Origin of the sequence: Nocardia violaceofusca NBRC 14427, assembly GCF_963869435.1 — a bacterium.
Taxonomy (GTDB): Bacteria; Actinomycetota; Actinomycetes; order Mycobacteriales; family Mycobacteriaceae; genus Nocardia; species Nocardia aobensis.
In genome coordinates this window covers 136757-152025 of the sequence record NZ_CAWMPM010000013.1, presented here as the reverse complement: position 1 = coordinate 152025, position 15269 = coordinate 136757, and the positions used below count along the sequence as shown (strand labels likewise).

At 68.4% G+C, this 15269-nt stretch carries 13 protein-coding genes and 1 pseudogene; 13 read left to right on the top strand and 1 reads right to left on the bottom strand.

The window, feature by feature from the left end:
• Positions 1–2 precede the first annotated feature (2 nt).
• The 11 genes from AC5592_RS12575 (at position 3) to AC5592_RS12525 (ending at position 11120) form a co-directional block, all read left to right on the top strand.
• The gene (locus AC5592_RS12575) at positions 3–1061 is read left to right on the top strand and encodes an MlaD family protein (RefSeq protein ID WP_063064267.1); all 1059 of its coding nucleotides are present in this window, start codon (positions 3–5) and stop codon (positions 1059–1061) included.
• Positions 1062–2066 carry an MlaD family protein gene (locus AC5592_RS12570; RefSeq protein WP_036509048.1) on the top strand — a complete coding sequence of 335 codons (1005 nt, stop codon included), beginning with the start codon at positions 1062–1064 and terminating at the stop codon, positions 2064–2066.
• The gene (locus tag AC5592_RS12565) at positions 2054–3097 is read left to right on the top strand and encodes an MlaD family protein (protein ID WP_084506598.1); all 1044 of its coding nucleotides are present in this window, start codon (positions 2054–2056) and stop codon (positions 3095–3097) included. Before AC5592_RS12570 ends, AC5592_RS12565 begins: the two co-directional genes overlap by 13 nt.
• Positions 3091–4200 (top strand): MlaD family protein, encoded by a 1110-nt coding sequence (locus AC5592_RS12560; RefSeq protein WP_051025439.1) that lies wholly within the window; start codon positions 3091–3093, stop codon positions 4198–4200. The genes AC5592_RS12565 and AC5592_RS12560 overlap by 7 nt, the downstream gene beginning before the upstream one ends.
• Positions 4197–5294 (top strand): MlaD family protein, encoded by a 1098-nt coding sequence (locus tag AC5592_RS12555; protein WP_063920292.1) that lies wholly within the window; start codon positions 4197–4199, stop codon positions 5292–5294. The genes AC5592_RS12560 and AC5592_RS12555 overlap by 4 nt, the downstream gene beginning before the upstream one ends.
• Complete coding sequence (locus AC5592_RS12550) at positions 5291–6247, top strand: MlaD family protein (protein WP_063064266.1); 957 nt, start codon at positions 5291–5293, stop codon at positions 6245–6247. Before AC5592_RS12555 ends, AC5592_RS12550 begins: the two co-directional genes overlap by 4 nt.
• A gap of 40 nt (positions 6248–6287) precedes the next feature.
• The gene (locus AC5592_RS12545) at positions 6288–6920 is read left to right on the top strand and encodes a hypothetical protein (protein ID WP_036509055.1); all 633 of its coding nucleotides are present in this window, start codon (positions 6288–6290) and stop codon (positions 6918–6920) included.
• A gap of 42 nt (positions 6921–6962) precedes the next feature.
• Entirely contained in the window at positions 6963–7766 is an 804-nt protein-coding gene (locus AC5592_RS12540; RefSeq protein WP_036509058.1) for an acyl-CoA thioesterase domain-containing protein, read from the top strand.
• Positions 7767–7852: 86 nt separating this feature from the next.
• Complete coding sequence (locus AC5592_RS12535; protein ID WP_157121794.1) at positions 7853–10135, top strand: glycoside hydrolase family 65 protein; 2283 nt, start codon at positions 7853–7855, stop codon at positions 10133–10135.
• Between the two features lie 68 nt (positions 10136–10203).
• Entirely contained in the window at positions 10204–10419 is a 216-nt protein-coding gene (locus AC5592_RS12530) for a hypothetical protein (protein WP_063064264.1), read from the top strand.
• Complete coding sequence (locus AC5592_RS12525; protein ID WP_063064263.1) at positions 10416–11120, top strand: MBL fold metallo-hydrolase; 705 nt, start codon at positions 10416–10418, stop codon at positions 11118–11120. The genes AC5592_RS12530 and AC5592_RS12525 overlap by 4 nt, the downstream gene beginning before the upstream one ends.
• Positions 11121–11134: 14 nt before the next feature.
• Here AC5592_RS12525 and AC5592_RS12520 read toward each other — a convergent pair whose 3' ends face one another.
• Positions 11135–12097, bottom strand: a complete 963-nt coding sequence (locus AC5592_RS12520; protein WP_063064262.1) for an acyl-ACP desaturase — start codon at positions 12095–12097, stop codon at positions 11135–11137.
• 415 nt (positions 12098–12512) lie between these two features.
• On the opposite strand from AC5592_RS12520, the pseudogene AC5592_RS12515 reads away from it, so the two are divergent.
• Positions 12513–14105, top strand: a pseudogene (locus AC5592_RS12515) (MFS transporter); the annotation flags it as partial.
• Positions 14106–14249: 144 nt separating this feature from the next.
• The gene (locus AC5592_RS12510) at positions 14250–15083 is read left to right on the top strand and encodes an MSCRAMM family protein (RefSeq protein ID WP_232329344.1); all 834 of its coding nucleotides are present in this window, start codon (positions 14250–14252) and stop codon (positions 15081–15083) included.
• Positions 15084–15269 lie beyond the last annotated feature (186 nt).

The following is a 15269-nucleotide window of genomic DNA, read 5'->3' as shown; positions in this document are numbered from 1 at the left end:
CCATGCCTCCTTATGCCCTGCCCGGCACCGAGGTCGGGCCCCGCCGCGCCCGGATCCTCGGCATCGGGGCGGTCGCCCTCGCCGCGGTGATAGTCGTCGGCTGGCGGCTGCTGCCAGACAGCCGACCGGCCGACGATATCCGCGTCGACCTCGTCACCGCACAGGTCGGCGAGGGTGTCGGCCCCGGAACCGATGTCCGGCTCGACGGTGTCCGGGTCGGATCGGTCACCGCCGTCGCCATGGCCGGAGCCGGCCGCCAGCGCGTCGAACTGGCTCTGCGCCGGTCGCAACTGTTCGGCCTGACCGACGCACTGACCGTCGACTACGCGCCCGGCAATCTCTTCGGAATCACTGCGCTGCAACTGAATCCGATCAGCGGCGGCGCCCAGTTGCGGGACGGCTCGACCGTGGACCTGAGCGATCGCGACGCGGACCGGGCGCGCGATGCCACCCTCGCCGCGCTGCTGGAATCCACGGGCCGGCTCACCGACGACGTGCTGACCCCGAAACTCACCGAGGTGCTGCGCACGACCTCGCACGACATCGGCGCCTTCACCCCGCTGCTGCAGGCGATCGGCACGACCGCGCGCTCGTTCACCGAAACCCAGCAACTGCCCCCGTCACTGGTGTTCGGCCAGTTCGGCTCGGCGCTGCACGGCGTACCGGCACTGCTCGCCGGCGCGGCCGAACTGTTGCACGCGGATCTGACGAACCAGCAGCTCGCGACGAAGGAGAACGTCGATCGCTTCTCGGAGATGTTCAACCGCGTTCAGAACGAGATGCTCCCGGTGGCAACGGAAACCCTCTACACCGCGCAGCGCAATGTCGGGGGCCTGCTGCCGATCGCCGTCACGATGCTCGACCAGGTCGCCGGTTCGGTCTCCGACCCACAGCGATCGGAGGGCGAATTGCGTGAACTGCTCGACCGGCTCGGCGCCGGCTTCCACGACTCACCGGCGGGACCGGTGCTGAACGCGCGCGTCGACCTCACCACCGTTCCGGGTTTGGCGGCGCCGCTGGCGGCGCTGCTGTCCCACCGGCCCGGCGCAGGAGGCCACTGAGTGTCGACACGTGCGTTGTGGATTCGCGTCGCCCTGTCCGTCCTGGCCATGGCCGTCGTGCTGGCCGGGGTGTTCCGGCTGATCGAGCGGCCGGTCGACGGTGACACCGACACCTATACCGCGATGTTCACCGATGCGAACGGACTACGGACCGGCGACGACGTCCGGCTCTACGGGGTGCAGGTCGGGAAGGTGCGCAGCGTCGAACTGGACGGGGCCCTGGCGCGCGTGCGCTTCACGGTGACACAGGGCCATCCGCTCTACACCGAAACCCTTGTGGCCGTGCGGTATCAGAACCTCACCGGCTTCCGGTACCTGGAGATCCGGCAGCCGGATCAACTGGGCCCCCGCCGCACCTCGGCGTCGGCCTTCGATACGGCGCATACGATTCCGGCCTTCGACATCACCACCTTGTTCAACGGCTTGCAGCCGGTGCTGGCGCAGCTGTCACCCGACGATCTGAATCGGTTCGCGAGCAGTATGCTGGCCGTCGTTCAGGGCGACGGCAACGGCATCGGGCCGGCGCTCGACGCCATCGACACGCTGAGCCGGTACGCGTCGGACCGCGCACAGGTGCTGTCGATTCTGGTGAACAATTTCGCCCAGGTTTCCGCGCATATGGCCGGAAAGTCCGGAAACGCCATGCAGTTGATGACGAATCTGACCGAACTGTTCGTCACCATCACCGACAAATTGCCCGGACTGGTGCAATTCGCGATGGAAATTCCGCCGATGCTGCGCCCGCTGCTGGACCTGCTGGATGTCCTGGGCGTCACCGGCGAGAAGAATCGCGACCTGGACGCGCTGCTGCATCGGGTCCTTCCGAACCCGAGCCAGGCCGCCGACGTGCTGGGACGGCTCCCCGGATTGATCCAGACCCTGGCGACGACCGTGCCCCCGACCGGGCCCGACGCGAATATGACCTGCTCGCACGGCATCGCGGCGGCGCCCGCACCGCTGGCCGTCCTGATCGCCGGACAGAGGATCACGCTATGTCACCGGTAATCACACCCTCGTCGATCGCCATCGCGGTGCGTACCGCCCGCCGCGCGATATTCACCGGCCGCGACGAGCGCGGCACCCAATTACGCTGGGGCATGGGCGGAATTGTCGCCGTCCTCGTGCTGGTGGCCGCCATCGGCGTCATCGACATCGTCGGAACCACCCCGGAGCGTATGTATTCCGCGGATATCGCGGAGGCCGGTTCGATACGCACGGGCGACGACGTCCGGATCGCGGGAATTCCGGTCGGCAAGGTGACAGCGCTGCGGCTCCTGCCCGACCGGGTGCGGATGACGTTCACCGTGAAGGACGGCGTCGCCATCGGCGATCAGACCACCCTGGCGGTGCGGATGCTGACCCTCGTCGGCGGCTACTATCTGGCCGTACAGCCGGCGGGATCGAACCCGTTGGGCCACATCGTCATTCCCGCTCAGCGCGTCATTCTGCCCTACAACCTCACCCAGGCGTTCCAGGACGCGGTCGAGCCCGTGCAGCGGACCGACGGCGACGCCCTCCGCCGGGACCTCGCCGCGCTGTCCGGTGCGATCGACAAGAGTCCGGACGCGCTCCGGCACGCCGGCCGCGCGGTCGCCGACATCGTCGCCGTGATGGATCGGCAGAACGCGGACGTTTCGCACACGCTGGCGCTGACCGACGAATATCTGACGGCGCTGAACAAGAATTCCGACACCCTCGTCACCCTGATGCGGACCTTCGGCATCCTCGAGAACGTCGTCGCCGACAACCGGGAACAGCTCAGCTGGGCGCTGCACGGCCTGGCCCAGCTGGTGCAGAAGCTGGTCCCGCTCGGCCGGATCTGGGACGACTCGCTGCGCGATCAGGCGCAGCCGCTCGTCGACGCGATTCCGAAGCTGCGGGAACTCGGCGATCGCATGGGCGCCCTGCTCGATTCCCTGCACACCTTCGAGCAGCGCCTGACGCCGCTGGTCCAGCCGGGCGGCGGAGTGAGCGTCGACCAGTCCGCCGCCACGGTCACCGGTATCTGCGTTCCGGTTCCCGGAGGGGGATGCTGATGCTGACGAAGATGCTCGGGTCGCGCGGCCTGATGTCGGCGGCGGTCGTGCTGGTCCTCGTGCTGGCCGCGGGTTTCGGTGTGAAGATGACCAGATCCGAACCGGCGACGCGCAGCTACTGCGCGGAAATGCCCGACAGCATCGGCCTCTACACCGACAGTGCCGTCACCGTCATGGGCGTTCAGGTCGGCAAGGTCACCGCCATCGAACCCGACAACGGTGCGGCCAAGGTGCGGTTCACGGTGCGCGCCGACCGCACACTCCCGCCGGACGTCGGCGCGGTGACGGTCAGCCACACCATCCTGGCCGATCGCAATCTGGCACTCATCGGCGCCGAACCCGCCGGAGCCGGTTGGGATCCGGGCCGATGCATCACCAAAACCCTGACGCCCAAGAGCATGTCGGAAACCTTCGACGCCCTGGCGAAACTCTCCGATCAGTTGAACTCGTCCGCGGATCCCGCACAGCGCACCGCCGTCGGTGACGGTCTCGACGCCCTCGACCGGGCGACATCCGGTACCGGACAGCAGCTCAACGCGCTCATCGAGCAACTGAGCCGGGCGCTCGCCTCCCCCGACGCGGCGATCGGACATCTCGGTCAGCTCATGGATGATCTGGCCGCACTGGCCCATCGCGCCCGCAACGGATGGCCGGAACTGGAGAACATCGTGCCGCGGCTGACCGAGACGTTCTCCGATATCAACACCCTCGCCTTCCCGCCCGTGGCCGATCTGGTGACCGCGCTCGCCGGGCTCCTACCGGAACTCAACGAGGTGGTCATGAAGCTCGGCTCCCCCGCACTGCGCGCGCTGAACAACGTCCCCGGCTTGTCTGGACTCATCGCCTCGGGAGTCGGCTCGCTCGCCGAGATCATCCGCATGACGCCGGCCCTCGCCACCGGCTTCACCGATGCGGTCGATCCGGTCAGCGGCGAATTCACCATCGGGTACGCACCGCCGAAACTGGCGCTGCCCCAACAGCAGACCGACCAGATCTGCGCGGCGCTGCGAGCGGTCGCGGGACAGCAGTGCGGGACCGCCGGCAACGGCGTGGTGACCGTGCCGGCCCTGCCGGTACTCCTGTCGGCGGTGAGCGCGAAATGACACGACGCACCGTGAACCTGCGCCGGATCTGCGCCTGCGCGCTGGTCGCCGCCACCCTCGCCGCGTCGGCCACGGCCTGCGGTTTCCAGCCGGCCGACATCCCGGTGCCGGGCACCGGCGTCGGCGGACCGACCTACCGTCTGCGCATCCAGTTCGCCGATGTCCTCAATCTCCCGCAGGGCGCCAAGGTCATCGCGAACGGGGTGCGGATCGGGCAGCTCACCCACATCACCGTCGTCGACCCGGCACCGGCCACCGGCACGGCTGCCGCGCGTAAGGGTTATGTGATCGCCGATGTCGCCATCCGCACCTCGGTCCGGCTACCGGTCGGCACCACCGCCCAGCTGCGCCAGGCCACACCGCTCGGCGACGTCCACATCGCGCTCACCGAACCGGCCCACCCCACCGCCGGCGAGATCGGCCCGGACGCGACGATCCCGATCTCCGACACGCGCCCGCAACTGCCCATCGAGGACATCCTCGCGCAGCTGGCCACCTTCGTCGGCAGCGGCGCGGTACACGACATCCAGAACATCGTGCACACCGTGAACGGGATCATGCCCGCGGATGCGGCGGTGACCGCGCGGATCTCCGACGTGCTCGGTGCGGACCTGAACGACCTTGCCGCACATACCGATTCGATTCACCAGCTGGTGAGCGGAATCCAGGCCACAGTCGACGAGGGCCTGCTGAATCACACCTCGACGTGGGATCCCCTGCTCACCCCGGACGGGGTGCAGCACACCACCGACGTGATCCGCGCCGAAATCGGCGTCGTCTTCGTCCTCACCGCCCTCGGCCCGTTCGCGCCGTCGACGACCTGGCTGGGGCCGGTGCTGGATTCGACCACGGCCGCGGCCCGTGCGGTGGTGCCGATGCTGTTCGGCAGTGCGCCGCTCGACACCGGCTCCCCGTCGAATATGGCGAGACTGACGAATCTGCTGCAGTCCCGGATCATTCCGTTCGCCGAGCGCGGCCCGAAGGTCGACCTGGTCGGCGTCACGATATCGCCGTCTCCGGCCCCCGGCATGCCCCCCGAGGAGCAGACCACCCGCATCGTCGACACGCTGCGGATGATCGGAGCGGTGCGATGAGAATTCGATCGATCGTCTCGCTCACGGCGATCGCCGCCGTCCTCGTCTTCGGCATCGTCTACATGACGGTGGGTGTGCTGCACCTCGATCCGCGCAAGTCCTACCTCACCGCCGATCTCCGGCTCACCGAATCCGGTGGGCTGGGGCCGAATTCGCCGGTGCTGTTCGACGGGGTCGCGGTCGGCAAGGCGGAGACGGTGCGCAAACAAGCCTCCGGCGTGCTCGTCCGGCTGCGGATCGACGACAAGTACCACATCCCGGCCACCAGCGACATCCACATCGAACAGCTGTCGGCGCTCGGCGAACCGTACATCGAATTCGCCTCGACGAGCCCGGATGGGCCGTATCTGCGCGACGGGCAGACGATCTCGACCGAGCGGGTGCATCTGCCGATGACCATCACGGCGTTGTCGACCCGGGCGGTGGCACTGCTCGAGCAGATCCACCCGGAGACGGTGGCGCGGCTGGTCGACACCTTCGACACCGCGCTGACGGGTACCGATCAGGCGATGCGCACCCTGCAGCATTCATCCGATCTGCTGGCGGCCACCCTGCTGAGCCGCACCGACGCCATCCGGCAGCTGTTCGCCGATATGCAGGCCGTCGGCGGGAATATGGACTGGCTGGGCCCCTCGCTGGAGACCGCGGGACCGCAACTCGGCCGGTTCGGCACCATGCTGATCGAGATCGTCGAGGGCGGGTCCGTGCTGTCGAACAAACAACCCGTGGACAACTACTACACCGGCGACGGACTGGTCCCTTTCCTCGGGCAACTGACCGACCTGCTGAACAAGATCGGACCGGCGGTCGCACCACTGGGCCCCGCCCTGCAGCCGGTACTCACCGAGGCCGTCCACTCCTCGCCCCACATCGACGTCAGCGCGTTGATCAGCCAGGCACTGCAGGGCGTCGATCCCGACGGGACGCTGCATTTCCGGATCGCCGTCAAATAGCCGAATACCACCCAGCCCGACCGGCAGGAGGAACCAACCGATGAGCACAGCAGTGGACGAGAAGGACACCCCGGCCGCGGCGAAGGCGGACAAGGACGAAAACACCGGCGCCACACCGGCTTCCGCACCCACCGGTGAGCGACGAGCCGCGCTGACGATCGCCGTCCGGCTCTCCACCGTACTGACCACCGCGGTGATCGTCGCCCTGCTGGCGGTGAGCATCGCGTTCGGGTGCCTGTACTTCTCGGCACGCTCCACGCTGGCCGATCGCGATACCGCCGCCGCCGACGACCGGCACGCCGCGGATATCGCGTCGAAGTACGCCGTCGGCGCCTCGACCATCGACTACCACGATGTGAAGAGCTGGATCGAGCGCTTGAAGGCCGGCACCACCACCCAACTGGCGGCCAAATTCGACGCGACCGCACCGCAACTCGAGCAGATCCTGCTGCCATTGCAGTGGACCTCGAAGGCGACGCCGCTGTCCGCCGCGGTGACCTCCGAATCCGACGGCATCTACAAGGTGAACGCCTATCTGGACGTGACCTCGACCAGCGCGCAGACACCCGACGGCGGCCGCACCACCGTGACCTACTCGCTCACCATCGACCGCAACTCGGACTGGAAGATCACCGACGTCGGCGGGTTGCAGAACGCCCTGCCCACCAAGTGAGTCGGCGGCGGGCCGCCGGGAGCGATAGGACACTATGGGCTGATGACCGATATGCCTGCCATGTTCACCGTCGACGACGACGGTCGGTACCTGCCCCGCAAGTGGGCGTACGGCCGCTGGGGTGCGGACATGCTCAGCGGCCCCGCCGTCTGCGCGGCCGCCGCGCGCACCCTCGAACGGGAACACGGGCTGCCCGGTTTCGTCCCGGCTCGGTTCACCATCGATCTGTTCAAGGCGGCGAAGGGACAGCCGCTCGAGGTGCACACCGAGGTGATCCGCGCCGGTCGGCGGATCCACATCGCCTCGGCCACGGTCCGCCAGGGTGAGGTCGAGGTCGCCGAGGCGCGGCTCGTCCAGCTGCGCGCCACCGACGCCCCTCCGGGCGAGGAGTGGCATTCCGAGCATCCGTTCGACCCGCCCACCGACGCCGGGGTGGACTGGTGGTACCGCAGCGACAACGACTGGTCGACGTCGATGGGCGACCATCAGAACTCCGGCCGCAAGAGCCTGTGGGCGGTCCCGCTGGGCGCGGTCGAGGGTGAGGAACGCAGCGCGTTCGTGGAGGCCGTGGTCGCCGCCGAGTCCACGAGCCTGGTGACCAACTGGGGATCGCAGGGCATCGGATACATCAACGCCGATCTCACCGTGGCACTCGACCGCTTGCCCGTCGGTGACCGGATCGGGCTGCAAGCCGCGACCCACCTCACCGGCAACGGTGTATCCGTCGGCACCGCAACACTTTTCGATTCGCGCGGGCCGATCGGCACCGGCATGGTGACCGCGGTCGGCAACGCGGCCGCCCAGATCGACTTCTCCGCAAACGGGATCGACTTCTCCGAGAACTGAGGCGCCGGGCGATATTCGCGTCCCGATATCGCGGCACCGAGCGTGTCGGGTTGACCGCGCGGCGGCAGGTTCCGACGATCGTCGGGGTGAGCCCGATCCGAAGGACGCCCGCTGCGCGGCGTCGGCGCCTGTGGCCGGTAGTGATCGTCGTCCTCGGTGTGGTGGCCGCACCGCCGCCGATGGTGACCGCGGCCCCGGCGGACGAGCTGTGGTCCGCGACGTCGGAATCGTTCGCACCCGGCGATTTCCACGCCGCGCCCTATCTGGGTAACGGCCGGATCGGGACGGTACTGCCGCCCAGCGGTGGTGGATACCACGACTACGGCGATGCGGTGCGCACCTCGTTCCCACTGCAGCAATCCCGTTATACCGGAACGTATCTGGCGGGTTTCTACGCGCAGGCCGAGCCCTCACCGCAGTACACCCAGGTGATCGCCGCGCTGCCCGCCTGGTCGGGACTCACCGTCGAGGTCGGCGGGCACCGATACGACGCGGACGTGGATCCGGCCACGGTGCACGAGTACCGGCAGACGCTGGACTACCGCACCGCGACGGTCACCACCCGGGCCGACTGGACACCGGACCCGCAACACCGGCTGCGGCTTCGCTACGACACCTTCGTCTCCCGCGACCGGCCGGACCTCGCGGTGCAGAAACTGACCGTCACACCCGATCGCGCCGGTGAGGTCGCGGTCGTCGACCGGATCGACGGCGCGGCGGCGCGCCGGGTCGTTTCGGTGACGGCGACGGCCGATCCGAGCAGCGGACGCACGGTGGCGGGAGTCCGCGCGGACGGGACCGCCGACACCGCGTTCGTGGTGTCGTCCGTCGACTCCCCGCCGCAGGCCGCCGGCACCGCACTGCCCGGCGCCGACGGCATCCGGTACGTTCTGCCCGCCACCGGGAACGACAGCTACACCTTCACCGCCTACACCGGCATCTCCTCCACCGACTACGGGCCCGATCCCCTGGCCGCCGCCACCGCCGCGGCCGAAGCGGGTCGCGCCCAGGGCTTCGAGGCCGCACATTCCGCCCACGCCGCACAGTGGGACCGGCTGTGGCAGCCCACCCTCGAGATCCCGGGCCGCACCGACTACACCCGATGGATCCGCGCCGCACTGTATTCCGTCCTGGCCAGCGTCCGCGCGGGCGAGCGCTGGTCGGTGCAACCCGCGGGACTGTCGTCCGACGACTACGGCGGCATGACGTTCTGGGACGCCGAGACCTGGATCTTCCCGACCCTGCTGGCGCTGTACCCGGATCTGGCGCGCACCGTGGTCGACTTCCGCGCCGCCGCACTGCCCGCCGCGCGGGCCAACGCCCGCGGCTACGGCCTGCCCGGCGCGCTGTACCCCTGGAACGACGGGCCCGCCCAGCGCTGCGCGTCCCCGATCGGCTGTGGCCTCACCGAGGAACATCTGCACAACGAGATCGCCCTGGCCCAATGGCAGTACTACCTGGCCACCGGCGATCGCGACTGGCTGCGTACCCGCGGCGCCCCGGTGATCACCGCGATCGCCGACTATCTGACCGCGCGGATCGGGCCGAAACTGCCCGACGGCGCCTACCATTTCGCCCCGGCCGCCGGATCCGACGAGTACGTCGCCTTCTCGATCGACAATGCCCTCACCAACGGCGGCGTGCGCAACACGATGGATATCGCCGCCCGAGCGGCCGGACTGTCCGGACTTCCCGTCGACCCGCGCTGGGCCGATATCGGCGCGCATATGGCGATGCCGCCCGATATCGCGCCCGGGGTGCCCGCCGAATATCTCGGCTACACCGGCGCCCCGATCAAACAGGCCGACACGGTGCTGCTCAGCTATCCGTTCACCTACGCGGCGCCCGGCTACTCACCGTCCGCGACCATGCGGTACTACTTCGACCGCACCGATCCGGACGGCCCGAATATGAGCAACAGCGTCGGCGCGATCCTCAGCGCCCGCTACGACCCCTGCCGCACCCAGGATTATCTGGACCGATCCGTGCAGCCCTACGCCCGCGAACCGTACGAATTCCAGGCCGAGGCACGCGGGGACCGGTCGGGGGCCAACGCGCAGGGACAGTCGGCGTGGATCTTCGTCACCGGCGCCGCGGGATTCCTGCAGGGACTGCTCTACGCGCCCCTCGGATGGCGTTGGACCGACAGTGGCCCGGCCATCGATCCGATGCTGCCCAGCGGCTTCCCCGCCGGCCTGACCGTGCGCGAACTCGCGGTCGGTGACACCCGCCTGACCGTCCACATCGGGCCCGTGACCACGACGCTAACCCTCACCTCGGGCGACCCGATCACCCTGCAGACACCGCGTGGCCCCGCCGAACTGGTTGCCGGACAACCGCTTTCGCTCCCCACCCGCGCCGCGTGCTGACGCGCACAGCAGATTTGCGTAAGCTTCATCGGCCGGTCCGTCGCGACCGATCGCGCGAAACGAGCGTCGTGCGGTTGCGCGATGCGGCCGCCGCCACCACGATCGCCGGTGTGCAGAACCACTTCGACTTCGGCGACCGGCAGCACCGGTCCGTCCCCGGCACGACCGCTTCCCAGGATCGCCGCGGGATCGCCGCGGGGCTCTCGATCGCGGCATGGGCGATCGCCTCCGGCCCGATGCCGGTGCCATGGGTCCGGCTCGAGCGTCCGGCGGCTGTCGCATGAGCGTCATCGAGCAGGTCGCCGATTCGGTGTACGTGGTGGCCGGAACGAACGTCAACTGGTCGCTGATCACCGGCGACTCCGGCGTGGTCCTCGTCGATGCCGGCTATCCGCGCGATACCGGCGCGGTGCTCGATTCCCTGCGCCAGATCGGCCACGAACCGGCCGACCTGGCGGCGATTCTGCTCACCCACGCCCATCTCGACCACGTCGGCGCCATCCCGACCCTGGTCGAACGCACCGGTGTGCCGGTCTACACGGGAGCGGACGAGGCCGCGCACGCCCGCCGGGAGTATCTGCAGCAGATCACTCCCGCCGATATGGCCCGCCAGCTCCGCACTCCCGGGGGACCGCGGTGGGTGTTCCAGACGCTGCGCGCGCTGGGCGGCCACGTCCGCATGAGCGTCCCCACCGCCACCACCGGCGACGAGAACACCCTGCGCCGGCTGCCCGGCGGTATCGTGGCCGTCCCCACGCCGGGGCACACCACCGGCCACACCGCCTATCTCATGCCCGACGAGGGCATCCTCTTCAGCGGCGACGCACTGGTCACCGGTCATCCATTGCTGCCCGACACCGGACTCCAAGCACTACCCGAGGTGTTCAACCACGACGAGGCACAGACCCACACCACCGCGGAATCGCTGATCGCACGACGGCCACGGCTGCTGATTCCGGGCCACGGCAAACCCATGGCCCGCTGATCTCCCCCGCCCGGTCATACCCGGGCGGGGTGCAGGGCCTCGGCTTTGGCGGCTTCGCGGGCCAGGATGCGCGCCCGCTGCTCCTCGAAGCGCACGACGTCGCGCCCGAGCTTGTCGAGATACTCGGCGAGCTCCTGGCGGGCGCGCTCGCCCCGCTCGGTGAAATCGGTGCGGCCGAAGACATTCCAGTGCCGCAGCACCGGAGTCAGCACCTCGTCGAGATGCTGGCGCAGATCGTAGATGCCGTGCTTGACCATCAGCACACCGTTGCGCCGCCAGTTCGGCATTCCGTTTCCGGGCATCGCGAACGTCTTCGCGATCTTGGTGACCGATTCCATCGCCTGATCCGGCGCCAGATCGAACGCCGCCGCCGCGAGCGACCGGTAGAAGATCATGTGCAGGTTCTCGTCGGCCGCGATTCGCGCGAGCATGGTGTCGGCGATCGGGTCGTTGCACACCCGGCCGGTGGCGCGGTGGCTGATACGGGTGGCCAACTCCTGGAACGTCACGTAGGCGACCTGGTTGAGCATGCCGTGGAAGTGATCGGGCGCGTGCACCCCGCGCGTCATGTGCACCATCCGGTCCTGCTCCAGCGCCACCGGATCGACCCCGCGGGTGACCACCAGATAATCGCGCATGGCGATGGCGTGGCGGTTCTCCTCGGCGGTCCACCGCCCGACCCAGGTCCCCCAGGCGCCGTCGCGGGAGAAATGTTCGCTGATGGTCCGGTGATAGGAGGGCAGATTGTCCTCGGTGAGCAGATTGGTGATCATGGCGACCTTCGCCACTTCCGACAGCCGGGACTGTTCGGGATCCCAATCGACGCCACCGAGTGCCGCGAAATTGCGGCCTTCGTCCCAGGGCACGTAATCGTGCGGGTGCCATTCCTTGGCGGTGGCCAGATGCCGGTCCAGTTGGCTCGCGACGACCGGCTCTAGTTCGATGAGCAACTGCAACTGCGTCAAATCCTTTGGCATGCAATTCCTTTCGAAAAGGTGAACCATCGGGTCAACGACACACAAAGGGCGATCCGAGAGCAGTGTTGCGCGGCGATACGCTACCCGCTGCTCAGCGGTTGCCGGAAGTTCCCGCAGACGTGTCCCCCGTTCGATGGCGCCGGTCGCGTCGCACCGTGAATAGATATCCGCCGAATCAAACCTGGAGTCCGGACAATTCGGACGTGACATACTCCTCTTCAATTAGTTAGCCATCGCAACTATATTATTTGGAGACCCATTCCGTTTTCCTGTCGATGAGGGAGAGAACTTGGCTTCCGCCCAACCCGCCGAGGACCTGGATGCCTCCGACATCCAGACCATCGGCCGCCGGCTCCGGGTAGATCACGACCACCCGCACTACAAGTGGGTGGCACTGTCGAACACGACCCTCGGCATGTTGATGGTCACGATCAACTCGTCGATCGTGATCATCTCCCTGCCGGCGATCTTCCGCGGGATCCACCTCAACCCGCTCGAACCCGCCAACGTCAGCTACCTGCTGTGGATGCTGATGGGCTTCATGCTCACCTCCGCGGTGCTGGTGGTGATGTTCGGCCGCCTCGGCGACATGTTCGGCCGCGTCCGCATCTACAACCTCGGCTTCGTCATATTCACCGTCTGCGCGATAGCGCTGTCGTTCGATCCGTTCGATCTCGGCGGCGGCGCGATATGGCTGATCGCCTGGCGCGTGGCGCAAGGTATCGGCGGCGCCATGCTGATGGCCAATTCGACGGCCATCCTCACCGACGCCTTCCCCGCCAGGCAGCGCGGTATGGCGTTGGGTATCAACCAGGTCGCGGCGGTCGCGGGTTCGTTCCTGGGTCTGCTGATCGGCGGGCTGCTCGCCGAATGGGACTGGAAGGCCATCTTCTGGGTCAGCGTGCCGTTCGGCATCCTCGGCACCATCTGGTCCTACAAGTCGCTGCACGACAACGGCGCCCGCCAGCCCGGATCGCTCGACCTCCCCGGCACCGTCACCTTCGCCCTCGGCCTCACGGCGCTGCTGGCCGGTATCACCTACGGCATCCAGCCCTACGGCGACTCCAAGACCGGCTGGGGCAACCCCTGGGTGCTGACCGGCGTCATCGGCGGCATCGTGCTGCTCGTGCTGTTCTGCGTCATCGAGGCGAAGTCGAAGCAGCCGATGTTCCACCTGAGCCTGTTCCGCAACCGGACCTTCGCGCTGGGCAGTTTCGCCAGCCTCATGGCCTCCATCAGCCGCGGCGGCCTGCAGTTCATGCTGATCATCTGGCTGCAGGGCATCTGGCTGCCGCTGCACGGCTTCGACTTCGAATCGACGCCGCTGTGGGCCGGTATCTACATGCTGCCGCTGACCATCGGCTTCCTGGTCTCGGGCCCGCTGTCCGGTTATCTGAGCGACCGCTTCGGCGGACGGTTGTTCGCCACCGGCGGCCTGCTGCTCGCCGCGATCACCTTCGTCCTGCTGATCGTGATCCCGGTGAACTTCAACTACTGGCTGTTCGCGCTGATCATTCTGCTCAACGGCCTCGGCATGGGCATCTTCACCTCGCCGAACACCGCCGAGGTCATGTCCGCGGTCCCGGCCTCGCAGCGCGGCGTCGCCTCCGGTATGCGCGCGACGCTGATGAACGGCGGTATGGCACTGTCGATCGGCATCTTCTTCTCGCTGATGATCGTCGGCCTGTCCGGCACGCTGCCCGGTGCGATGAATTCCGGGCTGAAGGGCCAGGGCGTCCCGGCAGATGTCGCGGGACAGATCGCGGATATGCCGCCGGTCGGCAGCCTGTTCGCGACCTTCCTCGGCTACAACCCGTTCAAGGAGTTGCTCGGCCCGAGCGGCACCCTGGACCAGCCGGGCGTGCATTCCGATGTACTGACCGGCCAGGAGTTCTTCCCGCACCTGATCTCCGATCCGTTCCATTCGGGTCTGGTGGTGGTGTTCCTCGCCGCCGCGGTGATGATGCTGCTCGGTTCGATCGCCTCCTGGTTCGCCCGCGGCGACTACGTCGAGCACGAGGCGCAGGAACTGGCCGAAGCGGCCGACGCCGGCCTGGTCACCGACGCGGACGCCGAGGCCGAAACAGGGCGGCCGGCCACCAACGGACATCCCGTTCCCGCCGGTCGCCACGCCCTCGCGGCCACCGCGGTGATGCCCGCCGCGGCACCGCCCGCCCGGTCGGAGCGCTCGATCAGCGGACATGTGCTGCGCACCGACGGCCATCCGCTCGACGGTGTGGCGCTGACGCTGATCGACCAGCAGGGACATCAGGTCTCGCGTGCCACCGGCGACCCGCGGGGCGGGTATGTGATCGATCCGCCGGCTCCCGGCAGCTACGTGCTGATCGTGTCGGCGCGCGGACAGCAGCCGACCGCGGTCACCGTCGCGGTCGACGGGCGGCCGCAGCGCCTCGACGTCACGTTGCACGGTTCGGGTGAACTGTCCGGCTTCGTCCGCGCGGCGGGCCGGGCGGTTCCCGACGCCACCGTCACCCTCACCGATCTGCGCGGCCAGGTGGTCGGCGCGGCGGTCACCGATGCCGACGGCGGATACCTGTGCTCGGGTGTCGTCGGCGGTACCTACACGCTGGTCGCGGTGGCCGCGCATCTGCGCCCGACAGCCATGACCCTGACCGTGCCCGACAGCGGCGTGCTGCACCACGATGTGGAGCTGGTCCCGCTGGCCGTGCTCACCGGCTCGGTCCGGGCCGGTGATCGGGCGGTCCCCGACGCGCTGGTCACGGTTCTCGACGAGACCGGCGCGGTCCTCGGCACGGCCCGCACCGACGGCGAGGGCCGCTACAGCGTGACCGACCTGACCGAGGGCACCCACACCGTCGTGGTCCGCGGTTACCCGCCGCGCGAGGCCCGGGTCGAGGTGGCCGGCGGCGCGGTCGAACACGACGTGCGGCTCGGCTACGACCTGCCCGCCGGCAGCGAGGCCGCCGAACCGGACACCTCGGAACCGGCATTCGACCGGGATTGACCGAGACCGGCCGACATCGTCGGCCTTCGCGTGGCTCCAGCACAGTGTGGTGCTGGAGCCACGCGCGTTTCCGGCCATGGGCCGCGCTCTCGGTCACCGCACCCGAAAAGACCGATGTCGCACACTATTTCGCCGAGTAGCCGGAAGTCGGACAGGGCTGCCTGATGTCCGCTCTACACTCGCGCC

Excerpts from the sequence above, each read along its gene's own strand:
- AC5592_RS12540 (WP_036509058.1), top strand. The coding sequence starts at position 6,963 with ATGACCGATATGCCTGCCATGTTCACCGTCGACGACGACGGTCGGTAC.
- AC5592_RS12560 (WP_051025439.1), top strand. The coding sequence starts at position 3,091 with ATGCTGATGCTGACGAAGATGCTCGGGTCGCGCGGCCTGATGTCGGCG.
- AC5592_RS12520 (WP_063064262.1), bottom strand. The coding sequence starts at position 12,097 with ATGCCAAAGGATTTGACGCAGTTGCAGTTGCTCATCGAACTAGAGCCG.
- AC5592_RS12555 (WP_063920292.1), top strand. The coding sequence starts at position 4,197 with ATGACACGACGCACCGTGAACCTGCGCCGGATCTGCGCCTGCGCGCTG.
- AC5592_RS12565 (WP_084506598.1), top strand. The coding sequence starts at position 2,054 with ATGTCACCGGTAATCACACCCTCGTCGATCGCCATCGCGGTGCGTACC.
- AC5592_RS12525 (WP_063064263.1), top strand. The coding sequence starts at position 10,416 with ATGAGCGTCATCGAGCAGGTCGCCGATTCGGTGTACGTGGTGGCCGGA.
- AC5592_RS12545 (WP_036509055.1), top strand. The coding sequence starts at position 6,288 with ATGAGCACAGCAGTGGACGAGAAGGACACCCCGGCCGCGGCGAAGGCG.
- AC5592_RS12510 (WP_232329344.1), top strand. The coding sequence starts at position 14,250 with ATGCCCGCCGCGGCACCGCCCGCCCGGTCGGAGCGCTCGATCAGCGGA.
- AC5592_RS12550 (WP_063064266.1), top strand. The coding sequence starts at position 5,291 with ATGAGAATTCGATCGATCGTCTCGCTCACGGCGATCGCCGCCGTCCTC.
- AC5592_RS12575 (WP_063064267.1), top strand. The coding sequence starts at position 3 with ATGCCTCCTTATGCCCTGCCCGGCACCGAGGTCGGGCCCCGCCGCGCC.